Annotated in this window: 20 protein-coding genes; 8 read left to right on the top strand and 12 right to left on the bottom strand. The window is 60.3% G+C overall.

Going from position 1 to position 21,123, the window contains the following annotated elements; all coding sequences use genetic code 11:
- Window positions 1-75 precede the first annotated feature (75 nt).
- The 5 genes from ITX55_RS13165 (at window position 76) to ITX55_RS13185 (ending at window position 7,089) form a co-directional block, all read left to right on the top strand.
- A complete protein-coding gene (locus ITX55_RS13165; RefSeq protein WP_197756029.1) occupies window positions 76-3,075 on the top strand; it encodes a DUF4214 domain-containing protein in 3,000 nt (999 codons plus the stop codon).
- 309 nt (window positions 3,076-3,384) lie between these two features.
- Window positions 3,385-4,689, top strand: coding sequence for a PAS domain-containing methyl-accepting chemotaxis protein (locus tag ITX55_RS13170; RefSeq protein WP_033633761.1), 1,305 nt, complete (start codon window positions 3,385-3,387; stop codon window positions 4,687-4,689).
- 182 nt (window positions 4,690-4,871) lie between these two features.
- A complete protein-coding gene (locus ITX55_RS13175) occupies window positions 4,872-5,441 on the top strand; it encodes a TetR/AcrR family transcriptional regulator (protein ID WP_042783982.1) in 570 nt (189 codons plus the stop codon).
- An 11-nt stretch (window positions 5,442-5,452) separates the two neighbouring features.
- Window positions 5,453-6,091 (top strand): GNAT family N-acetyltransferase, encoded by a 639-nt coding sequence (locus ITX55_RS13180; protein ID WP_042783983.1) that lies wholly within the window; start codon window positions 5,453-5,455, stop codon window positions 6,089-6,091.
- Window positions 6,079-7,089 carry a S9 family peptidase gene (locus ITX55_RS13185; RefSeq protein ID WP_042783984.1) on the top strand — a complete coding sequence of 337 codons (1,011 nt, stop codon included), beginning with the start codon at window positions 6,079-6,081 and terminating at the stop codon, window positions 7,087-7,089. Before ITX55_RS13180 ends, ITX55_RS13185 begins: the two co-directional genes overlap by 13 nt.
- 2 nt (window positions 7,090-7,091) lie before the next feature.
- Here the strand turns inward: ITX55_RS13185 and ybiO are convergent, their stop codons facing one another.
- The 6 genes from ybiO to dps form a co-directional block, all read right to left on the bottom strand.
- A complete protein-coding gene (ybiO, locus tag ITX55_RS13190; RefSeq protein ID WP_108680343.1) occupies window positions 7,092-9,308 on the bottom strand; it encodes a mechanosensitive channel protein in 2,217 nt (738 codons plus the stop codon).
- A gap of 154 nt (window positions 9,309-9,462) precedes the next feature.
- Window positions 9,463-10,185: a glutamine ABC transporter ATP-binding protein GlnQ gene (glnQ, locus tag ITX55_RS13195; RefSeq protein ID WP_004939230.1), complete on the bottom strand. Its 723-nt coding sequence runs from the start codon at window positions 10,183-10,185 to the stop codon at window positions 9,463-9,465.
- Window positions 10,182-10,841, bottom strand: coding sequence for a glutamine ABC transporter permease GlnP (gene glnP / locus ITX55_RS13200; protein WP_004939229.1), 660 nt, complete (start codon window positions 10,839-10,841; stop codon window positions 10,182-10,184). Before glnP ends, glnQ begins: the two co-directional genes overlap by 4 nt.
- A gap of 103 nt (window positions 10,842-10,944) precedes the next feature.
- Window positions 10,945-11,688: a glutamine ABC transporter substrate-binding protein GlnH gene (glnH, locus tag ITX55_RS13205; RefSeq protein ID WP_016928516.1), complete on the bottom strand. Its 744-nt coding sequence runs from the start codon at window positions 11,686-11,688 to the stop codon at window positions 10,945-10,947.
- Between the two features lie 338 nt (window positions 11,689-12,026).
- Window positions 12,027-12,293 (bottom strand): DksA/TraR family C4-type zinc finger protein, encoded by a 267-nt coding sequence (locus tag ITX55_RS13210; RefSeq protein ID WP_033642389.1) that lies wholly within the window; start codon window positions 12,291-12,293, stop codon window positions 12,027-12,029.
- Window positions 12,294-12,435: 142 nt separating this feature from the next.
- Window positions 12,436-12,939 carry a DNA starvation/stationary phase protection protein Dps gene (dps, locus tag ITX55_RS13215; RefSeq protein WP_016928514.1) on the bottom strand — a complete coding sequence of 168 codons (504 nt, stop codon included), beginning with the start codon at window positions 12,937-12,939 and terminating at the stop codon, window positions 12,436-12,438.
- Between the two features lie 357 nt (window positions 12,940-13,296).
- On the opposite strand from dps, the gene ITX55_RS13220 reads away from it, so the two are divergent.
- The gene (locus tag ITX55_RS13220; RefSeq protein WP_047025035.1) at window positions 13,297-13,848 is read left to right on the top strand and encodes a shikimate kinase; all 552 of its coding nucleotides are present in this window, start codon (window positions 13,297-13,299) and stop codon (window positions 13,846-13,848) included.
- Here ITX55_RS13220 and nanQ read toward each other — a convergent pair.
- Together nanQ and rhtA are read right to left on the bottom strand one after the other, a co-directional pair.
- Window positions 13,830-14,297 (bottom strand): N-acetylneuraminate anomerase, encoded by a 468-nt coding sequence (nanQ, locus tag ITX55_RS13225; RefSeq protein ID WP_033642391.1) that lies wholly within the window; start codon window positions 14,295-14,297, stop codon window positions 13,830-13,832. The two genes, ITX55_RS13220 and nanQ, sit on opposite strands and share 19 nt — an antisense overlap.
- Before the next feature lie 132 nt (window positions 14,298-14,429).
- Window positions 14,430-15,317 (bottom strand): threonine/homoserine exporter RhtA, encoded by an 888-nt coding sequence (rhtA, locus tag ITX55_RS13230; protein ID WP_108680344.1) that lies wholly within the window; start codon window positions 15,315-15,317, stop codon window positions 14,430-14,432.
- Between the two features lie 400 nt (window positions 15,318-15,717).
- Between rhtA and ompX the strand changes: the two genes are divergently transcribed.
- A complete protein-coding gene (gene ompX / locus ITX55_RS13235; RefSeq protein WP_019454480.1) occupies window positions 15,718-16,236 on the top strand; it encodes an outer membrane protein OmpX in 519 nt (172 codons plus the stop codon).
- Window positions 16,237-16,322: 86 nt separating this feature from the next.
- On the opposite strand, the gene ITX55_RS13240 is transcribed toward ompX, so the two are convergent.
- Entirely contained in the window at window positions 16,323-17,306 is a 984-nt protein-coding gene (locus ITX55_RS13240) for a nitrilase family protein (protein WP_047025034.1), read from the bottom strand.
- 91 nt (window positions 17,307-17,397) lie between these two features.
- On the opposite strand from ITX55_RS13240, the gene ITX55_RS13245 reads away from it, so the two are divergent.
- Window positions 17,398-18,270, top strand: coding sequence for a LysR family transcriptional regulator (locus ITX55_RS13245; RefSeq protein WP_197756027.1), 873 nt, complete (start codon window positions 17,398-17,400; stop codon window positions 18,268-18,270).
- A gap of 4 nt (window positions 18,271-18,274) precedes the next feature.
- Here the strand turns inward: ITX55_RS13245 and ITX55_RS13250 are convergent, their stop codons facing one another.
- The 3 genes from ITX55_RS13250 to otnI form a co-directional block, all read right to left on the bottom strand.
- A complete protein-coding gene (locus ITX55_RS13250; RefSeq protein WP_033650561.1) occupies window positions 18,275-18,805 on the bottom strand; it encodes a GNAT family N-acetyltransferase in 531 nt (176 codons plus the stop codon).
- Window positions 18,806-18,868: 63 nt separating this feature from the next.
- Window positions 18,869-20,239, bottom strand: coding sequence for a GntP family transporter (locus ITX55_RS13255; protein WP_223085127.1), 1,371 nt, complete (start codon window positions 20,237-20,239; stop codon window positions 18,869-18,871).
- A 106-nt stretch (window positions 20,240-20,345) separates the two neighbouring features.
- Window positions 20,346-21,122 (bottom strand): 2-oxo-tetronate isomerase, encoded by a 777-nt coding sequence (otnI, locus tag ITX55_RS13260; RefSeq protein ID WP_046686680.1) that lies wholly within the window; start codon window positions 21,120-21,122, stop codon window positions 20,346-20,348.
- Between the last annotated feature and the right edge of the window lies 1 nt (window position 21,123).

A 21,123-nucleotide genomic window follows, 5' to 3' on the forward strand; every position in this document is an offset into this window, starting at 1 on the left:
CTCTTCACGATGTAGGAGACAGGCCGCGGCGCAGCCATGCCGCGAACTTAGTCCATCACACTGACGGGATTTATTATGATTCCTTTAGCTACGCAACAAGAGGTCGGCGCCTTAATCATCGGCATTTTCGGGCGTTTGCCGACGGCGGCGGAAATCGATTACTACGACAGCGCATTTGATATCGGCAGCCAGCCGCCCGCCTATATGGCCAGCATTTTAATGAGCCAACCCGATGCCGGTTGGATGAGCGGCCAAAGCGAATACGACATTCTCAGCCAGGTTTATTTCTCCGTTTACAATACCGCTCCCGATCCGGATTACATCAATGCCTTACTGCAACTGGGGCATTTCAACAGCGCTGTCGCCAGCGTCGTCATCGATCTCTTTAACTATCTGGGGGACGATCCGGTGATGCTGGCGCAGCGTGATGCGCTCGATCAGCGCATTGCAGAAGGTTTGTATCCCGGCACGGCCGCTGATGCCGCCGGCGGGAGCGGCGACGCGCAGGCGATGTTTTATCTGTTGCGAGCGCCCTGGCAGACCGATGAAATTGCGCATGACGGCAAGCTGCTCAATCAGGGGGGCGATCTGGCTGCGTTGGCGCAGAGCAAGATTGCCACCCTGCCACTCAACGATCTTTCCGATCATGGCTTCATTTTGCATCTGTTCGCACAGGGATTCGAACGGCCGCCGACGGCGCCAGAGTTGGCTGCTTACCAGCAACGGCTGGCGGAAGGCGCGACGCGTGGCGATCTGCTGGTGGATATGATCGCGCAGTTGCGCGGGGTGGTGGCGCCGGAAGATGCGGCGGCTCAACAGCATTTCAATGCGGCGGGCCAGGAATATTCGCCGGGCGAACTGCCGGCGACCGAGTATCTGGAGCAGATAGCGGCGCTGTTCCGTGCATTGCCTGAGCGGGCGGTGGACAGCGTCTCGCTGGACAATTGGAGCAAGACGCTGGCCTCCGGCACCTTGAGCTATACCGAATTGGTCACGGCCCTTCTGGCGACGCCGGAATTTCAGGCGCAGATCGGTGGTTTACAGGGGGACGACTTTATTCAGCACGTCTATCAGGCGGTGCATGGCCGGGCGGCGAATGAACAGCAGTTGGACCACTACCGGGCGTTGGGCGGCGACAAGGCACTGGTCACGCAGGCGGTGATTGCCGATCTGATCAATGCGCCGCCGGCAGGTGACGTTCAGTATGAACAGTGGATGTTTGCGCGCGATGTCGGCGCCAGCCTGGCATATAAAACGACCGCTTTTCTCGCCACCAGCGAGGGCGGCGGCAACGCGTCGAGTACGGTGAATACGCATGCTCACCATACGCTGAGCAATGCGGAAACCGCCGTGCTGTTCAGGGTGTTCCTGGATGCTGACGCGGACGTCACGGTTGACCTGAGCTATGCCTCGCAGCTTTCTTACCTGATCGTCAATGGCGACGCTGCGGCGGATATCTGGCTGCATAATAACCCTGCGGCTCGGTATGGGGTGGACATGACGGTAAACAATGCCAATGTGACAGTGCATGGCACCTATGGCGACGATCGGGTGCAGCTCACCTCGCAGGCCGATCTCGCCACCGCCCAAGGGCACTTTTATCTGAACAACGGCAATGACAGCCTGCTATGGGGAGGCAATGCCGATGGCGGCGCCAATCGTGTGGGGTGGATGTTCAGCGCCGATGGTGGTGCCGGGCGCGATATTTTGTCCGCTAATCTGATCGTCAAAATGACCTCGACGCTCGACCTTTTTGGCGTGCGCATCAGTACGGTGAGCAGCAATGCCGCCCATTTCAGTCATTTCGAACAGATAGATATGGCGGGTTACATCGGCCAGGCGGAAGCTACGCTGACGCAAATCGGTTGGAACGGTTACAGCACAAAAGCGCTGGCGACGAGTGCTCATGTGTTTGACTACGGGGTGTTGAGCGGCAACGCCACCGTAGAGGGAACGGACGGTGGGAAGATCGTGCAGAGTTGGGCGGCGCAGGCGCTTGGCCGTGAGGGATTGCTGTTGTCCGGCCGGACGGACAACGTCAAGGTGATCAACGCCAATGCCGATGCGGCACGCCTTGAAATCAGCGGCATCGGCGATCATGCGGACAGCAGGCTGGAGATTGCCTTCCTGGAGAATGCCACCGATCGTTTCGATCTGCTTTTCTCCGGGCGCGGCAACGCCGGCTCGTTGGCGCTTGACTCGCATGGGGATGAAAAGCCATTGACGTTGATCGCCATCAGCACCGGCGCTTGGGGAAATGGCGCGCTGACGTTGACGGGGCAAAATGCTCAGGTGCAAGACATTACGCTGCTCGGCGGCGCGAATTTCAATCTGACGCTAACCGAAGGGTATACCCAGGTTCGCCACATTGACGCTTCGGCCTTCACCGGAAATGGGTTCACCCTCACGTCGTCTCATGGCGGCAGCGGTGACGGCACGATCGTTCAAATGCTGGATTTACTGCCCTTGAGTGGCGACGCGCAGGCCAAATTGGCGCCGCTGCTGCAAGATCTCGGGCTACGGGGCGAACAGCTGTTGGTCAAAGGCGGGGGAGGCAGCGATCAATTTAACGTTATGGGGGACACGACGATCGTCGCCGACGCAGGGAAAAGCCACGTTACGCTGCAGAGCAGCAAGGCAGCATCAGGCGTGACGTTAAAAGACTTTTCGCTGACACAGGGAAGTATCGACGATGTGCTTTCGGGTCTGCGGATTGTCCATGGCGCCGGCGGTAAGCTGGCGGATTATGGGGTCAGCGATGCGCAAAGCATGGAGGCGAGAATCAGCGCCCTGACGGCCGAGCAGGGCGGCAGTGCCAGTCAGTTGTTGGCCGCGTTGCTCGATCTCGGTCAGCCCGGAGCATTGAGCGCCAAGGTCGGGATCAGCAGCGTTATCGGTGGGCAAAGCGGCAGCTATCTTATCGTCGATAACAATGATGACCACCGTCTGGATGAGGCCGACAGCGTGATCCTGCTCCTGGGGCAGAATCATCAAAGTTTGCTCAACGAACTGCGATATGTTCCGGAAATCATGCTCAATGGCATCGTGGTTGAGCCAGAAGCGCTGGTCGCGTAACTGGCGATATTTTCGCTTAACGGCGCCGGTTATCCTGCCGGCGCCGACAAAAATCCGCATTTTACCTTTCAATTTTCATCACTTACGTTATTCTCAATACAGTTGTTCATAATAAAAATCTTAGGTTGTTGGTTTATTTAAATTCGAATAATTACTTTACTGAATAAATAAATTTAATCCGGTTAAGAGCAATAACCAGAAGGATCGGCGCTGCCCGCTCCTTCCGCGATGGCACGTCTGCGTGTGGGCGCGGCATGTGGCCAGACAAAATAAGAAAAGCGCGATCATCTGCCACAAGGACTACACCCTATGCTGTTACGATTCAGTCAGTTAACTACCCACAAAGGCGCCGAGTTGAGCGCGATAGAACACGCCGTTCCCATGATTGTATTCTCGCCCGACGGCACGGTATTGCGCGCCAACGATCTCTTTCTCAGCACGCTCGGATTTCAACGCGATGATGTGATAGGCCGGCATCATCGTATTTTCTGCGATCCGAACTATGTCGCCAGCCCGTTATATCGCGAACATTGGGAGACGCTGAATAAAGGGCAACCCATCACGGACACGATAAAGCGCATCGCGAAAAACGGCGAGGCGGTGTGGCTGCAGGGCACCTATGCGCCGGTGCTGAATAAACAGGGTAAGGTGGTGGAAATCGTCAAGATCGCCAGCGAAGTGACCGAGCGAGTGACCCAGGCGCAGGAACACCGCAGCCTGCTGGCGGCGCTGAATCGCTCGATGGCGATGATTTCTTTCACGCCGCAGGGCGACATTGTCAGCGCCAATGACAATATGCTGGCGCTGATGGGCTATCGGCTGGATGAGGCGTGCGGGCAGTCGCATGCGGTGCTGTGCCCACCGGCGTTCGCCGCTTCCGACGACTATCGGCGGCATTGGCAGCGCCTGGCGCGCGGCGAGTTCATCACCGGGCGTTTTGAGCGCGTCAACCGGCGCGGCGAACGGGTCTGGCTGGAGGCCAGCTATAACCCGATCCTCGACAACGACGGCCAGGTGGTGAAAGTGGTGAAGATCGCCCAGGACATCACCCGGCTGATGCAACAGCAGCAGCATGAAGAAGAGATGGTGCGCAACGCGCATCATCTGTCGCTCGATACCGACCGGCAGGCGGCGCAGGGCGCGGTCATCGTGCAGCAGGCGGTGAAGGGCATGCAGCAGGTCGAAGCGGCGGCGCGCGAAACGTCGGACGTGGTCACCGAGCTTGGCAAGTGCTCTCAGCAGATCGGCACCATCGTCGAAGCCATTCGTAAAATTGCCTCGCAAACCAATCTGCTGGCGATTAACGCCTCCATCGAAGCCGCCCACGCCGGTGAGCACGGGCGCGGTTTTGCGGTGGTGGCCAACGAGGTGCGCACGCTGGCGGAACAGTCGCGCAAGGCGGCGACCGAGATCGAACGCATGACCAAGTCTATCCAGCAAGGCGTGGCGGCGGCGATCGCCGGCATGGCGACCTGCGTGGAACAGGCCGGCGGCGGTGTGGCATTGACCCATGACGCCGGAGAAGTGATCAACCAGGTCAACATCGGCATGCATGACGTCGTGAAACTGATGCAGGCGTTTACGTCGGTGAAGCAGGGCGACGCGCTGCACTGAGTTTGCCGGGCGCCGCCCCTGAAAGCGGGGCGGCGTTTGTCTCTTCCCACCGATCTCTGCGCCGTTGAGCCGCGGTTCAATTTTACCGGCCTATGCTATCCTTAAATGTGAATGAACGTTCGTTCATTTATTTGTGTCAATTTACGGCGCCCAGCGCCCCTTCACCGTTTCGGGAGCTGCCGATGGGAAACCGAGAAAAGATTGTCGACGCTGCGCTGCACAGCTTTACCCATAAGGGATTTCACCAGACCAGCATGCGGGATATCGCCCAAGCGGCGGGCGTTAGCGTGGGCAACCTTTATAACCATTTTTCCGGCAAGGAGGCGCTGATCGGCGAGATCGCGCTGCTGGAAAACGGCGTATTCGCCGAGTTCGCCGCCGCATTGCGGGCCGAGAAAAAGCGGCCGAAAGAGGCGCTGTCGGCCTTTTTCACCGCCTATCACGCTTTTGTCGCCGAACCGGACAATGTGCAACTGTCGGCGGAGATTGTGGCTGAAGTGGCGCGTAACCCGGCATTGGCCGAGCCGTTCAGCGCCAACCAGCGGCAGTTGATTGAGGCGCTGGCGACGACGATCGCCGAGGCTCAGCAAATAGGCGAGATCGCGCCGGCGATAGCGCCCTTGCCGCTCGCGCAGCTGGTGCTGGACGTGATCGAAAGCCAGGCTTGGCGGCAGGCGATCTTCGCGTCGCCTTCGCCGGAGGCGATCACGCCGGTGCGGCTGTTGGAGCAACTGCTCTACCGCCAACCCTAGTCGAGGTTGATATGTTGCACATTGAGCCTTATCGCGACGCTGACCGCCTGCAAACGGCGGCGTTGATCTACGCCGCGTTCTGCGACAAATTCCAGCGCGCGCGCCGTCTGAGCGCCCGCCTTCAGTGGCGTCTGTTCTATCGGCTGTGGAGTTGGAAGCAAAGCGGCAGCCGGGAGCGCAGCTTCGTGGTGAAACAGGATGAACAGGTGGTGGCGGTCTTTGCCCTGAATGCCATCGATGGCGAGAACCGCGCTGGGCCACGTCCGCGCGCCTTGCCGATTTGGCGGCTGTGTCGCCGCTATGGCTGGCTAAACGTTTGGCGTATGTATCTGCAAATTGCGGTGTTGCAGCACACCCCGGCGGCCGATGAGCTGTATCTTTCCTACCTGGCGGTGGCCGAGAGTCAGCGCGGCAAAGGGGTGGGCAGGCGACTGCTGCAGTGGATGAACGACTACGCCGCCGAACAAGGCGCAGGCCGGCGCCTGAGCCTGCACGTCAGCCGGCGCAACGTCGATGCGCAGCGTCTGTATCAGCGCTGCGGTTTTCAGGTGCGGCGCGAAGAACATTACGCCTCGCTGGGCTTGCTGTTCGGCCAGGCCGATTGGGTGTTGATGGAGAAACGCAGCGGGGAGGCGACATGCGCAGAATAGGGCTGTGTCTCGTGGCGCTGCTCCTGCCGGTGCTCGGCTGGGTGATTTACGTCAACGACTTTCGCTTTGTCACCGAACCGGTCGTGGTGACCGCCGGCGGCAATCGGCTGACCGGCACGCTGGTGCTGCCGGAGCATGCGCCAGTCAAGCCCGGCGTCGTGGTGTTTGTGCACGGCGATGGGCCGGCCAACGCCAGCCGCGACGAAGGCTATTACGGCATTTGGGAGACGATGGCGCAGCAGGGCTATGCGGTTTTATCCTTCGATAAGCCGGGCGTGGGCGGCTCCGGCGGCAACTGGCTGCATCAGACCATGGCGGATCGCGCGCGGGAAACCGCCGATATCATCGACTGGGCCCGGCGGGACGGGCGCTTCGATGCGCGCTGCGTGGGGCTGTGGGGCACCAGTCAGGCGGGGTGGGTGATGCCGGAGGTGGCGCGTTTGCGCCCCGACATCGCGTTTACGCTGGCGGTGGCGCCGGCGATCAACTGGCTGCGGCAGGGGCGCTACAACACCCGGGCGGCGATGGCGGCGGCAGGGGACGATGAAGCGTCGATCGCCGCGCGCGAGGCGCACTGGCGCCACATCCAAACGCTGCTCGAACAGCCGGACGGTTACGAACAGTACCGCCGTGAGTCTGGCGCCGCCGCTGCATTGAGCGCCGGCCGCTGGCGCTTTATTCGCGCCAACATGGCCAGCGACGCGACGGCGGGATTGCGGCATTTCGCCACGCCGGTGCACCTGATCCTGGGCGGGCGCGACGTCAACGTGGACGCGGACGAAACCGAGCGCGTGTATCGGCAAACGATCCCGGCCTCGCTGCTGACGGTGACGCGCATCGACGAGGCCGATCATGTGATGGTCAAGCCGCTGTTCGCGCGCCATCCGTGGCTGATCAACGTGGTGGGCCTGTTTGCCCCGCGCTCGGTGCAATACGACGCCTACCGGCAGGACGTGGCGGCCTTCCTGGCCGCTCAGCCCTGCGGGCGCGGGCGCTAACCTCAGATCGCCGCGGGCGGCGCCTGCTCGTCATGCGGCTGCGGCGCGCGGGAAATCTGCATCGCCTGCTGCGGCATGCCGATGCCGGCCCGATCGAAATGGATTTTCACCAGCCGGTCGAGGGCGTATTGCACCACCCACTGTTTCAGCGCCTGCGTGCGCACCGTCACGCGGGTGGTGAACGAGCGATCGCCCAGCGCCACCACGCCGTTGAAGACCGGCTCGCCAATCAGGAAATGCTTCACCTGTTCATCCTGCTTCAGCGCCTCGATGGCCTGATGCAGCACCTCATTGACCCGATCGATGTCCTCGTCGCGGCTGACGGTGTAATTGGCGCGGTATACCCCAAACTCACGCGCATAGTTGGCCAGCGTGGTGATCGAAGAGTACGGCACGATGTGATAGACGCCGTAGTCGTCGCGCAGGCCGATCGAGCGGATGGTCATGCGCTCCACGGTGCCGGTGATGCCGCTGACGGTCACGTATTCGCCGGTGTTCATGCCGTTTTCAAACTGGATGAACACGCCGGTGATCACGTCTTTCACCAGCGTCTGGGCGCCGAAGCTGATGGCCAGCCCCAGCGCGCCGGCGCCCGCCAGCAGCGGCGCGATGTTCAGTCCGACCTGCGACAGCACGATCATCACGGTGATGGTGCTGATAACGATAGCCAACACGTTGCGAAACAGCGTCAGCAGCGTGCGTTCGCGCGCGCTCGGCCGCACGCCGTTGCTCAGCTCCAGCGCCAGGCGGTGCTCGATGATGCTGGCCATCAGCGTCCAGCTGAACACGGCGATCAACAGGATCAGCAGAATATGCACCAGCCCGCCGAGCGTCCGCTGGCCATTTTCGCTGCCCGCCCATTGATACAGGTTGATCAGATGCCAGGCATCGAGCAGAAACAGCGTCACTGCCAGCACCACCATCACCCGCAGTATCTTCAACCCGTTGGGGATGTAAGAGTTGATGCGCCGCTCAAGCATCGGATAGCGCAAATTGACGTCGGTCGGCAGCGAAATGCGGCGGAAAATCCAGCGGGTCAGCATGCCGGACAGCAGGGCGCCGACGCCGACCACCAGCAGGCTTTTTACCGTGGCGCTCATCATAAAGCGCAGGCTGTTACCGATGTCGAACTGGGACAGCACGAACAGCACCAGAAAATAGGCGATCGCCAGCAGGTGCCAGACATGCCCCAGCCCGCGCAGGATCACGCTGAAAAACGCCATCGACCGTTCGGCCAGCAGGTTGATCTGTTGCTGTATCGGTTTGCGGTTGTGCAGGATCAGCCAAATGGCGTATAGCGTCAGCGCCAGCATTACCACCAGGTTGACGGCGGCGGCGGCCGAATAGCTGATCTGCACCGCCACCACCGGCACCACCACCATCAGGCCATAGCCGATCAGGCCGCTGAGCCAGGCGAGGCGGGTGTTCCAATAGCGCGCGCTCCGATCGCTGAAGGGGAACGGGCGCAGATAGTCGAAGCTGGGGGCGAAAATCAGCCGCAGCACCGCCTTGAAAAATTCAATTACCGCGAAGGCGCTGAGAAACAGGGTCTGCAGCCGCAGGATGGTGGCGCTGTCGGCGTGGACGTGGCGGGCAAACAGGTTGCCTGCCGCCAGCGCCAGCAGCAGCACCAGCAGATCGATGGCGAAAGCGCCGAGAATGGCGGCGGGGCGCTTATACCACGGGCCGCGCTGCAGTCTGGCGTTGTGCCCCCAACTGCCCATGCGCTTGTACAGCGGCGCGATCAGCCGGCGGATCAGGTGGAACAGCGCAAAGGTGACCGCCACCGTCAGCAGAAAGTAGCCCAGCGCGCGGAAAAAGCCGGCGGGATTGAAAACGCGCTTCGGGCCGGAATCGATCAGCTTTTGCAGCGCGCCGAGCTTCTGGTTAAAGGTGCCGATGCCTTCCTGCGCCAGCGAGTTCAGGCTGTCGCTCAGCGTAACGGGCGTCGATTCTTCCGGCGTTGCCGGCGCGGCGGCCGCAGCGTCGCCGGCGGTCTGTTTCAGGTGGTCGATGAGTTCCGCGCGCGCTTGGTCGTCTTGCAGCAGATCGGCCAGCGCGGCGTAGGCGGCTTTCTGCTGCTCGCTCTTGTCGGCGGGCGCAGGCGGCGCGTTTTGCGCCAGCGCCGGTGGTGCGAAGACGCTCAGGGTCAACAGCAGCAGGGAAAGCAGGTGTTCTCGCAGATGAGAACCTCGTCGGGAGTCTGCATTTGGCGGCATGGTTCCTCTCTTTGGCGTTCTGTGATCGGCGGATGTCAGAGCAATACGATGAAAAACAATCAATATAGTAGGAAAGGAAGCGCGATGGGGCGTGGGAGAGCGTGCGGAATGAAAGCGGCGGGCGTGTGCAACGCCCGCCGTGGAACCGTCAGGATCAGGACACGTGCTGCAGAAACTCCTGCAGACGCGGGCTCGGCGGATGATTGATCAGATCGTGCGGGTTGCCGTCTTCGGCAATCCGGCCCTTGTCGATAAAGATCAGGCGCGACGCCACTTTTTCGGCAAAGCCGACTTCGTGGGTGACGATGACCATCGTCATGCCTTCCTCGGCCAGATCTTGCATCACCTTAAGCACTTCGTGGCGCAGCTCCGGATCGAGCGCGGAGGTCGGCTCGTCGAACAGCATCATTTTCGGCTTCACCGCCAGCGCGCGCGCGATCGCCACGCGCTGCTGCTGGCCGCCCGACAGCTCGGACGGGTAGTGGTGGGCGCGCTCAGCCAGACCGACCTTGGCCAGCAGCTCGCGCGCCAGCTTTTCCGCATCGGACTTCTTCGCGCCGCGCACGCGGATCGGGCCGAAGGCGACGTTTTCCAGCGCCGTCAGGTGCGGGAACAGGTAGAACTGCTGGAATACCATGCCGGCTTCCTGGCGGATCAACCGATCGTCTACTTTCGGATCGTTGGCTTTCAGGCCATCGACGATCAGATCGCCGCTGGTCACCTCTTCCAGCTTGTTGATGCAGCGCAGCAGGGTGGATTTGCCGGAGCCGGACGGCCCGATGATCACCACCACTTCGCCTTTGTCGATCTTCAAATCGATGTTGTGCAGCACCTGGGTTTGGCCAAAATGCTTGGAGACGTTTTTAAATTCAATCACAGGATTTTCATCCTTCTTTCCAGACGACGCAGCACGAAGCTCAGCACCAGAGTAATAATCAGGTAGATAACCGCCACGGCGCTCCAGATTTCCAGCGCGCGGAAGTTACCGGCAATAATTTCCTGACCCTGACGGGTCAGCTCCGCTACGCCGATCACGATGAACAGCGAGGTATCTTTGATGCTGATGATCCACTGGTTGCCCAGTGGCGGCAGCATGCGGCGCAGCGCCAGCGGCATAATGACGTAGCGGATGGTTTCGCGGCGCGACAGGCCGAGCGCCAGCCCGGCTTCGCGGAAACCGTTATGGATAGACAGCACCGCGCCGCGGGTGATTTCCGCGATGTAAGCGCCGGAGTTGATCATGATGGTCACCACCGCCGCGGTGAACGGATCGATGCGCAAATCGGTGAACGCCATCGGCAGGGCGAAGTAGATGAACATCACCTGCACCACGATCGGCGTGCCGCGGATCACTTCGATAAACACCAACGCGATGTGGTTGGCGATCCATCCGCCGTAGGTGCGGGCAAAGCCGGCGACGAGGCCGATGATCAGGCCGCCAATCAGACCGAGGACCGAAATCCACAGGGTCATTTTGGCGCCCTCTAACAAGATAGGAATGGCGGGCCAGATGGCGCTCCAGTCGAACTGCATGATATTTCTCCCGGTGATCCCAAACGTGGGTATCAGATACAACGAAGCGCAGGGGGTTAAGCGACCCCCTGTGCTTAAGTTAATAGCGTGCCAAGTTCACCGCTTACTTAGGTTCGGTGCCGAACCACTTCTTGTAGATTTCGTTATAGGTGCCGTTCTCGCGCAGGGTTTTCAGCGCGCCGTTCACCTTCTCGCGCAGCGCATCGCTGCCTTTAGGGAAGGCGATGCCATACTGCTGCGCTTCCAGCGAATCGCCGACGGTTTTGAACTTGCCGGCGCCGGCCGTCTTGATGAAGTATAAGATGTTTGGCGTGTCGTGCAGCACCGCGTCGGCGCGCTTGGTGCCCAGTTCCATATAGGCGTTGTCAATGTTCGGGAACTGACGCAGATCCTTGGTTTTGATGTGCTGCTTGGCGTAATCCACCGAGCCGGTGCCGCTCTTCACCGCCACCACTTTACCGTTCAGATCGTCGATGCCTTTCACGCTGTTATTGTCGGCATTGACCATGACCAGCAGGCCGCTTTTGTAGTAACCGTCTGAGAAGTCGATGGCTTTCTTGCGCTCATCGGTGATGGTGATGCCGGCCAGCGCCAGATCGACGTTTTTGGTCTGCAGCGCCGGAATGATGCCGCCGAAGTCCATCGGTTTCAGGGTGTAGTCCAGCTTCAGCTCTTTGGCGACGGCGGCCCACAGGTCGATGTCGAAGCCGACGTATTTGTCGCCTTGCTTGAACTCAAAAGGAACGAAAGCGGTGTCGGTGGCGACCACCAGTTTGTCTGCTGCGTGGGAACTTACGGCAAAGGCCAGGGAGAGTGCGGCCAGGGAGACTTTAAAAATCGACTTCATGAGAGGAATTCCTGTACAGGTTGCGGATTACCCATTTTTTATATTGCAGTTGGTGCCATGAAAAAATCGTGCCATGTTTTCAACTAATATAAAAACAAAGAGTTACTGCGTGATGTTGTGCCGTGACGGCGAATAGTTATGGTTATGCACCACAATGAGGCACCGAAATGGTGCGTAAGAATTATCTTGGTGCACGGGGCTATCATTAACCAAATTTTGGCTGTGAAACAACCGTTCTTTAACGTTTTTGCTTCAATATTGATAACTAACTCTAACTTTCATGATCCATTGACGGTGCAAGCGTGACCGCGAGAGGGGAAAAAGGGGAGCAGATAATGCTAGCGCAACTGGCTGTCTTTGCTGCCGCGCCGGTTGTACAGGCTGCTGGCCGCGTGTTTTTTGTCTTGTTCGGCCTGGCAGGTGACACAAAAACGCACCCCCTTCAGCGCCTTGCGGCGCGCCTCGGGGATCGGTTCTCCACATTCCTGGCAATAGCGCTCGCTCTCGCCATGCCCGAGCGCATCACGCGCGCGCTGCACCGCATCGTCGACGGTAGAATCAATTTGATCTTGTACGGCGCCGTCCGCCGCCCAGCCGCTGGCCATCATGACCTCCTGACAAGGGAAACCTACCGTTTAATATGGGCCGTTTTTTGCACAATTCAACGGCCGCGCAAAAGAAAACAGGCCGGGCGAAGCCCAGCCTGTTCTGCCCGGCACAACGGGCGGTCTGCAACGCGCTGCGGCGTTATTCGATGTTGGATTCGATGAACCACAGGAACTTGTCCAGATCGCGCGAGGCGGCGGTGAACATGTCGGCGGTGTCTTCGTCTTCCACTTCGGTAATGGCCTTACGGATGTCATTCGCCACCGCGCCGTAGCGATCGGCCAGCGCTTTCAGGTGTTCTTGCACGCTGTGGATATTGGTCGGATAGCTTTTCAGCGGCGTGCGATCGTTCACCACCTGTACGGTGCCCAGCGCCACGCCGCCCAGCTGCACCACGCGCTCGGCGAAGGTGTCCTGGTGCTCGATGATGGCGGTGCGGAAGCCGTCCAGCATTTCATGAACCGCGATAAAGTTCGCGCCACGCATGTTCCAGTGCGCCTGTTTGGTGATCAACGAGAGATCGATGAATTGCACGACCTGATGGTTCAGCGCCTTGATGGCGGCCAGTTTGATTTTTTCGTCCAGATCGTTACGGGTATACAGCAGATCAGAAGATTTCGTTTTCACCAGTTTAGCGGTACTCATATCAGATATCCTCTTGATTAGTCGTTGTCCTATTTCGTTACGGGATCAATTATAGCAGGGCTGTTTATTTTTGCCGGACGAAAATGGCTATTGCACAAATAGGGTTAGCCTACGAATAATGGATCTGGTTGAATTTTTAATTAATGCAACACCATGAAAAATATAGTTATTTATCATTCGCTGATTTATTGTTTATGGCTGTGAAAATTTACCTTGGTTATTTTATTTTTTCGCCTGCGGGCTTCGGCTAAATATCCGCTTTGTTATCGTGGTGTTAATTTCTCATCCATTCATATTGATAGCGGTAATTGATGCCGCTACAGTAGGGCAATTATCCTCTCTCTTTATAGGCGAATAATGAAAATTAACGTCGTCGGCACCAGCGGCAGCGGTAAAAGTACCCTGGCGCGTCAACTGGCGGAACGGCTTGGTGTGCCCTATATCGAGATGGACAGGCTGTATTGGCGGCCCGAATGGCAGGGAACGCCCGATGACGCGTTCCTGGCGCGGCTTGAACAGACGCTGGCCGAAGCGGGGGAGGGCTGGGTGCTGGACGGCAATTACAGCCGCACGCAGCCGATCAAGTGGCGCGAGGTCGATTATATTCTGTGGCTGGACTACGGTTTCGGCCGCACGCTGTGGCAGGCCGTGCGCCGCGCGTGCCGACGCGCGGCCGGCAAAAGCGAGCTGTGGCCGGGCACCGGCAATCGGGAAAGCTTCCGCCGTTCTTTCTTCAGCCGCGAGTCGATCGTGCTCTGGACGATCCGCACTTACTCGAAGAACCGGCGAAAATACCTGGCGGAGATGGCTCGTCCCGACGCCGGACGCCGTTTCGTGCGCCTGCGTTCTCCCCGCCAGGCCGCCGATTTTCTACGGGCGCTGCCGCAGGTTCACAGCAGCAGACGGTGATGGATCCTCACCACCGCTTTCTTGATTTGCTGTGGCCGCTGCCACACGCAGCCGGTCTTGTGCGGCTCCATCTGGAAAAAGAGGGCGAACATGCCGTGCGTCATGTGCAGCGTTTGCGGGTGGCGTTTGATGTCCAGCAGCAGCAGATCGCTATTTTCCGCGTGGGGTTGTTCGCGATGTCCGTTGCCCGCCAGACCGTATTCGATGCGCTCTTCACCGCTGATCAGCAGATGCAGCGCAATGTATTCCTGATGCATTTCGGCGCGCTTTTCCGCCGCCGGCGCGGTGGTCAGCGTCATCACGTCCATAAAGATGTTGTCGCCGTCGATCGGGTGATGCCCCAGCGCCAGTTCTGGCAGGTCGCATCGGCGCAATTCGGTCAGGGTTGAAACCAGCGCCGGCGCGAGTCCGCGGCCGAAGCGTGGGTTGAACAGGCTGTTGTGAATCACTGTTATTCTCCATGTGAGCGAAAGTCCAAAGAGCCTGCGATACAGGCTAAGGGGAAGTATGCCGACTTGTCACGAGGAAAACAGTTAACCCGCCTGCATTCCGGCGTTGCGGTCTGCAGGCGAGTCGGGTCATCAGGAAAGGCTTTCGAGGCGAGGTTTGGGGCGAATGGTGAGGGCGGAGCCCATGGAGGCGGCGATGATCGCCGCCAGCGCCAGCCATTGCACGCCGCTCAGGTGTTCGCCGAGGAACAGCATGCCGGATAACGCCGCCATCGCCGGTTCCAGGCTCATCAAGGTGCCGAAGGTGCGCGCCGGAATTTTGGGCAGCGCGATGATCTCCAGCGAATAAGGCAGCGCGGTGGAGAGGATCGCCACCGCCAGCGCTATCGGCAGAATCTCAACGTTGAACAGCACGCTGCCGGTTTGCCAGGCGCCGATCGGGCAGAACACCAACGCGGCGATCAGCGAGCCGAGCGCCACCGTGCCGGGGCCGTGATCGCCGCCGGCCTTCTGGCCGAAGATGATATAGACCGCCCAGCAGGCGCCGGCGCCGAGCGCGCAGGCGGCACCGAACGGGTCGATTCCGCCTACGCCGTGGCCAAGCGGCAGCAGGAACCACAGCCCGGCGATCGCCAACGCCACCCAAAGGAAGTCGATCGGCCGCCGCGACGAGAACATGGCCACCGCCAGCGGGCCGGTAAACTCCAGCGCCACGGCGATGCCGAGCGGCACGGTGCGCAACGACAGGTAGAACAGGTAGTTCATCGCGCCGAGCGACAGGCCGTAAATCAACAGCGGCAAGCGGTTGCCGGCGGCGATGCGCATGCGCCACGGGCGGAAGATGATGAACAGAATCAGGGTGCCAATGAAAAGACGCAGCGTCGTGATGCCTTCCGCGCCCACGATCGGGAACAGGCTTTTGGCCAACGAAGCGCCGCTCTGGATCGACACCATGGCGATGATTAACAGACAAATGGGCAGCAGCGCGGAGGGCGCTCTGCCGGCAGTAGATAACGACATCCTTAACGGGCCTTTTATGCGCCGTTCCTCAGCCTTGAGAAAACGGTCGAAACGGGGATGCGAGCAGTGTAAATGAAATGGCGAAAATCTGTCTGAGAAAAGCGCGCATCGCGGTGAAATCCGCCGATCCTCGGATGAGATGTGGCGGATTTGGTCAAAAAATGCGCTTTTTCTTAAGAATTATCTGGATATTAAATAGGTGATTTTTGTCACAGAAAGTCGTAGAATACGGCCGAAAATAGAGCGAAAAGAAGAAGATACACTGTTCTTGAAATCTTCTGTTACACGATATAAAGCATTAGACACTCATTTCAAGGCAGAGTTTCACGCTAATTTTTGTTATATTTTCAAAGCATGAACAAATGGATGTACTTAATAATAAAACGCGTTTGAGGTGGTTATGAAAAAAATTGCATGTCTTTCCGCAGTAGCAGCTTGCGTATTAGCAGTTAGCGCAGGTACCGCATTCGCTGGTCAGAGCACCGTATCCGCTGGCTATGCGCAGGGTGATTTCCAAGGCGTTGCTAACAAAGCCGACGGTTTCAACCTGAAATACCGTTACGAGTTCGACAACAACCCACTGGGCGTAATCGGTTCCTTTACCCACCTGGAAAAGGACGGTTCTCAGGACGGTTTCTATAACAAAGCTCAGTACAACTCTATCTCTGCCGGTCCAGCATACCGCATCAATGACTGGGCGAGCATCTACGGTCTGGTTGGCCTGGGTTACGGTAAATTCACTACCAACGCTCAGAACGGCACTTCTCGTCACGACACCGCTGACTACGGCTTCACCTACGGCGCCGGTCTGCAGTTCAACCCAATCGAGAACGTTGCCCTGGATGTCGGTTACGAGCAGAACCGCATTCGCAGCGTTGACGTTGGCACCTGGAACGTTGGCGTAGGCTACCGCTTCTAAGTGTGTTCGTGCCTGCGGGCATGAACCTGCGGCCTTGTTTGCCGCACCCATAAAAAATCCGCCTCCGGGCGGATTTTTTTTATCTGTCATTCACCGCCGCGCCCCGTCGGCTGCGTCGAAAAGCGCGCGCTGCGGGCATCGCGCTCGTAGCCTTGCGGCTCGGTCAACAACCCGTACAGCTCGGGGCGCCGCCCGTAGATCCAGCGGCGACCGGTGCTGAGCGGGATCAGCGTCAGATCGAGCTCGGCGCTGACCATCCGGTCTTCCGCCACCCAGGTCTCCGCCACGATCCGGCCGTAAGGATCGAGGATCATCGCGTTGCCGGTGCGTATTTCATCGTCATCTCGGCCCACGCCGTTGCTGAACAGCAAGAACAGCCCGTTGTCGTGAGCGCGCGACGGCAGCCAGCGCATCAGCCAGCCGCGGCCGTGTTCGCCGCGAAAGGCGGCTTCTATCGCCTGCGGATCTTCCACGCGCCGCTGCCACAGCGCCTGCGGGATCGGCTTCATGCCGTGCGGGCTGCGCGAATGGGTGCCGCCGGTCTGGTGCGGGGCGATCAGCACCTCCGCGCCCAGCAGCGCCGTTGCGCGCACATTCTCCACCAGATTATTGTCCCAGCAGATCAATACGCCCACGCGTACGCCCCAGGGGGTATCGAACACCGTATAGCGGTCGCCGCTGGCGATAGCCGGGTGCTCGAAGGCGTGCAGTTTGCGGTGCACATGCAGTTCGCCGTCCGGCAGACAAACGGCATAGGCGTTGTAACACCGGCCGTCATCGCCCAGCTCGATCAGCCCGACGCCAATCGCCATGTTGTAACGCTCAGCCAGCGGGCGAATGCGCGCCAGCGAAGGGCTGCTCACGATCGGCTCCGCCAGCGCCCGCACTTCGGCGTCGGACAGATGGCGCACGTGCCAATAGCCGGTGACGCACATTTCCGGGAATGCCAACAGTTGTATCTGTTGTTCGGCCGCTTCCGCGATAAAGCGTTCCATGGTCGACAGGTTGTAATTCTTGTCATTGGCATGATGCTGGAATTGCACCGTGGCGGCGCGTAATGAGGTGGTCATGGGATCTCTCCGGTTGGGGTCTGCATTGATTACAGCAGGCGAATTGATTACTGTATAATCAATTAAATTCCTTATTTGATAACCTAATGGAATGGATATAAAACAACTGCGCGCCCTGGTGGCGCTGGCGGAGCAGGGCAACTATCGGCAGGCGGCGAGCCTGCTGTGCATCAGCCAACCGGCGCTGAGCAAGCAAATTCAGGCGCTGGAAGCCCAGCTTGACGTTCGGCTGTTCGAGCGCGGCCGACAAGGGGCGGTGCTCACTGCCGGCGGGCGGCGGCTTTACCCGGAGGCGCAGGCGCTGGTGGAACAGTATCAGCAGTTTCAGCGGCGCGCGCGGCGGGTGGCGCTCGGGGAAGCGGGGCGGCTGGCGCTGGGGTTTGGCCTGTCCAGTTTTCATCTGGCGCCGCAGCTGGTGGCCGCCTTTCGCCAACGGTTTCCCGAGGTGGCGATTGGCCTCGAAGATCTGCCGTCGGAGCGGCAGTATCAGCTGTTGCTGCAGGGAGAGTTGCAGGCGGGGTTCGTGCGCTTGCCGGTCAATACGCCGCTGCACGGCGTCGCGTTGTTGAGTGATCGGTTGGTGCTGGCCGCGCCGGGCGCGCTGGCGCTGCGCGCCGACGAGCTGATGACGCGTTTCAATCAGCTGCCGCTGTTGCAATTGACCCCTAAACGCGGGCGCGGGCTGAGCGATCAGTCGCTGCGGTTTATCGCCGCTCACCGCCTGACGCCGAACGTGGTGCAGCAGGCCGGCGACATCCAGACGCTGTTGGCGTTGGTTGCCGCCGGCGTCGGCGTCGCGCTGCTGCCGCACAGCATCACGCATATCGCGCCGGCCGGCATCGACATTTTACCGCTGAGCGGCGAGGAGACGGAGTGGCAGGTCGGTATCGCCTGGGATCCGCAGCGCACCGACGCGCTGCGGGACAACTTCATTCAGACGGCGTTGGCGGTGCAACGCGCTTAGGCATTCAAAGCGGGCAGTGCATCACCACGATCGGGTTTTGATGGTACTCGCTGCGGTGGCTTTCGCTGAAGCCGACCTTTTTCGCCAACGCCAGCGAAGCCTGGTTTTCAGGCGAGATGATGCAGACGGTTTTTTCCCCCGGCAGGTGCGTTTTCCCCCAGGCCAGCGCCGCCCGCAGCGCCTCGGTGGCATAGCCTTTGCCGTGCGCCGAACTCACCAGCGTCCAGCCCATCTCCGGCGCATCGAGCGCCGGGGTGATGTCGCGCAGGAAGTTGGAAAAGCCGATGCTGCCGAGGTACTCGCCGCTCTGCTTGTCACGCACCGCCCAATACCCGTATCCCAACAGCGCCCAGTGGCCAACGTAGCGCATCAGGCGCCCCCAGGAGTCTTCCCGGTCGCGCGGGGTGCCGCCGATATAGCGCACCACCAGCGGGTCGGCCCACAGCGCGGCCAGCGAGTCGAAGTCGTCCAGCGTGTGCGCGTCCAGCCGCAGGCGTTCGGTGATAAGCGTTGGCGCGGTGTTGATTACGGTCATGTTGCTGCTCCTGCACAGGGTGAAAGGCGATGAAAAACAACGGCATTCAGTATGCCAGAGAAATCACGCCGCCAGCCACAACAGCCAGGTGAACAGGAAGCCGCTCAGGCCGAGCAGGGTGGTCAACACCGTCCAGGTCTTCAGGCCATCGGCCACCGACAGCCCCAGATAGCGCGTGACGATCCAAAAACCGGAGTCGTTGACGTGCGAAAGCCCGAGCCCGCCGAAACAGGTCGCCAGCGTTACCAGCACCAGCTGCAGTTGATTCAAGCCGCTGACCGCTTCCGACAACAGACCGCCGGTGGTCAGGATCGCCACGGTGGCGGAACCCTGCGAGGCGCGCAGCGCCAGCGAAATGATAAAGGCGGCGGGCACCAGCGGCAGGCCGATGGCCGTCAGCACTTCCGCCAGCGCCTTGCCGACGCCGGATTCCACCAGCACCTTGCCGAACACGCCGCCCGCGCCGGTTACCAGGATCACCACTGCGGCGGTTGGCAGCGCAGCCCCCATCACGTCGCTGGCGTGTTGCAGGCTCCAGCCGCGGCGCAGCGCCAGGAAGTAGAAGGCCAACAGCAGGGCGATCATCAGCGCCACCGCCGGCGAGCCCAGCAGCGACAGCGCATCGCGCAGCGCCGAGCCGGCCGGCAACAGCGTGGCGGAGACGGTGCCGAGCATGATGATGGCGATCGGGATGACGATCAGCGCCGCCACCAGGCCGGCGCCGGGTGGGTTGATGCGATCGCTGAGCGGCGCGTGATCTTCCGGACGCGGCTCCGGCGCCGCCAGCTGCAGCTGTTCCAGAACCTCTATCGATAACGGATAGGTTTTGCGGTTGAGGTAGTTGGCGGCGAAATAGCCGATAACGCCGACCGGAATACAGATCGCGAGGCCGATAATGGTCAGCCAGCCGATGTCGGCGTTGAGCAAGCCGGCGGCGGCGACCGGGCCGGGGTGCGGCGGCAGCGCGACGTGTACCGTCAACATCACGCCGGCCATCGGCAGGCCGAACTTGAGCGGCGACACTTTGGCGACCTTGGCGAAGCCATAGATAATCGGCGCCAGAATGATAAAGCCGACGTCGAAGAAGACCGGAATGCCGAGAATAAACGCGGCGAGGGTCAGCGCCGTGACGGTATGTTTCGGCCCCAGACCCTGGCTGAAACGCTGCGCCAGCGACTCGGCGCCGCCCGATTGTTCGATCATGCGGCCGAGCATCGCCCCCAGACCAATGATGATGGTCACCGAGCCGAGCACGCCGCCCATTCCGGCGGTCATCACTTTCATCACTTCGCCGGTCGGAATGCCGCTGGCCAGCGCCACCAGCAAACTGACCACCAACAGCGCGACAAAGGGTTGCACCTTCGCCTTAATCACCATCAATAACAGCAGCACCACGCCGAGTACGGCAATCAGCAACAGCAGAGAGGTAGACATGAAAAAAGCCTTTCGTTGGGTAAGCGTTGGGCACCGCGATCGCCGCGTGGCGATACGGGTGCGTTTCATTGTTATAAAATCGATTTCCTGGTGTCGGCGTGCGGCTTTAGCGGTAAGGCTTCAGCCAGCCGAGCCCGGCGGCGGTGTCGCCGCGCGGGCGGTATTCGCAACCGATCCAGCCCTGATAGCCGAGCGCATCCAGCTTGTCGAACAGCCACGGGTAATTCAGTTCGCCCTCGTCCGGCTCATGGCGATCCGGCACCGAGGCTATCTGGATATGCGCGTAGCGCCCGGCCAGCGTCTCCAGCAGCCCGCTGATATTGCCGTCCACCAACTGCGCGTGGAAAAAATCGAACTGGATGAACACGTTCGGTCTTTCGATCGCCGCCACCGCTTCCGCCGCCTGATGCTGACTGGCGAACAGGTAGTCGGGCTTGACCGGCGGGCTGAGCGCCTCGATCAGCACCTTGACGCCGTGCGGCGCAAAAGCGTCGGCGGCATAACGCGCATTGGCGATAAAGGTGTCGAGATAACGCCGTCGATCCGCGCCTGCGGGCACTACGCCGGCCATCAGGTGCACGCAGGGGCAGGAAAGGGCGATGGCGTAGGCCAGCGCGCGATCGATATCGGCGCGCGCATCCCGTTCGCGGCCCGGCAGCGCCGCCAGCCCCCATTCGCCGGCGGCGGCATCGCCGGGCGCGGTGTTGAACAGCACCTGTTGCAGGCCGTGTTCGCGCAGTTTCTCGGCCAACAGATCGGCGGGATGCTCGTAAGGGAACAGGAATTCCACCGCGCTGAAGCCCTGTGCGGCAGCGGCGGCAAAGCGATCGAGGAACGGCACCTCGGTAAACATCATCGACAAATTGGCGGCAAATTTAGGCATG

This window comes from Serratia sp. EWG9 (assembly GCF_019913725.1).
GTDB lineage: Bacteria > Pseudomonadota > Gammaproteobacteria > Enterobacterales > Enterobacteriaceae > Serratia > Serratia ureilytica.

Coding starts and splice junctions, on each gene's coding strand:
- ITX55_RS13165 (WP_197756029.1), top strand. CDS start 76: ATGATTCCTTTAGCTACGCAACAAGAGGTCGGCGCCTTAATCATCGGC.
- ITX55_RS13170 (WP_033633761.1), top strand. CDS start 3,385: ATGCTGTTACGATTCAGTCAGTTAACTACCCACAAAGGCGCCGAGTTG.
- ITX55_RS13175 (WP_042783982.1), top strand. CDS start 4,872: ATGGGAAACCGAGAAAAGATTGTCGACGCTGCGCTGCACAGCTTTACC.
- ITX55_RS13180 (WP_042783983.1), top strand. CDS start 5,453: ATGTTGCACATTGAGCCTTATCGCGACGCTGACCGCCTGCAAACGGCG.
- ITX55_RS13185 (WP_042783984.1), top strand. CDS start 6,079: ATGCGCAGAATAGGGCTGTGTCTCGTGGCGCTGCTCCTGCCGGTGCTC.
- ybiO (WP_108680343.1), bottom strand. CDS start 9,308: ATGCCGCCAAATGCAGACTCCCGACGAGGTTCTCATCTGCGAGAACAC.
- glnP (WP_004939229.1), bottom strand. CDS start 10,841: ATGCAGTTCGACTGGAGCGCCATCTGGCCCGCCATTCCTATCTTGTTA.
- glnH (WP_016928516.1), bottom strand. CDS start 11,688: ATGAAGTCGATTTTTAAAGTCTCCCTGGCCGCACTCTCCCTGGCCTTT.
- ITX55_RS13210 (WP_033642389.1), bottom strand. CDS start 12,293: ATGGCCAGCGGCTGGGCGGCGGACGGCGCCGTACAAGATCAAATTGAT.
- dps (WP_016928514.1), bottom strand. CDS start 12,939: ATGAGTACCGCTAAACTGGTGAAAACGAAATCTTCTGATCTGCTGTAT.
- ITX55_RS13220 (WP_047025035.1), top strand. CDS start 13,297: ATGAAAATTAACGTCGTCGGCACCAGCGGCAGCGGTAAAAGTACCCTG.
- rhtA (WP_108680344.1), bottom strand. CDS start 15,317: ATGTCGTTATCTACTGCCGGCAGAGCGCCCTCCGCGCTGCTGCCCATT.
- ompX (WP_019454480.1), top strand. CDS start 15,718: ATGAAAAAAATTGCATGTCTTTCCGCAGTAGCAGCTTGCGTATTAGCA.
- ITX55_RS13240 (WP_047025034.1), bottom strand. CDS start 17,306: ATGACCACCTCATTACGCGCCGCCACGGTGCAATTCCAGCATCATGCC.
- ITX55_RS13245 (WP_197756027.1), top strand. CDS start 17,398: ATGGATATAAAACAACTGCGCGCCCTGGTGGCGCTGGCGGAGCAGGGC.
- ITX55_RS13250 (WP_033650561.1), bottom strand. CDS start 18,805: ATGACCGTAATCAACACCGCGCCAACGCTTATCACCGAACGCCTGCGG.
- ITX55_RS13255 (WP_223085127.1), bottom strand. CDS start 20,239: ATGTCTACCTCTCTGCTGTTGCTGATTGCCGTACTCGGCGTGGTGCTG.
- otnI (WP_046686680.1), bottom strand. CDS start 21,122: ATGCCTAAATTTGCCGCCAATTTGTCGATGATGTTTACCGAGGTGCCG.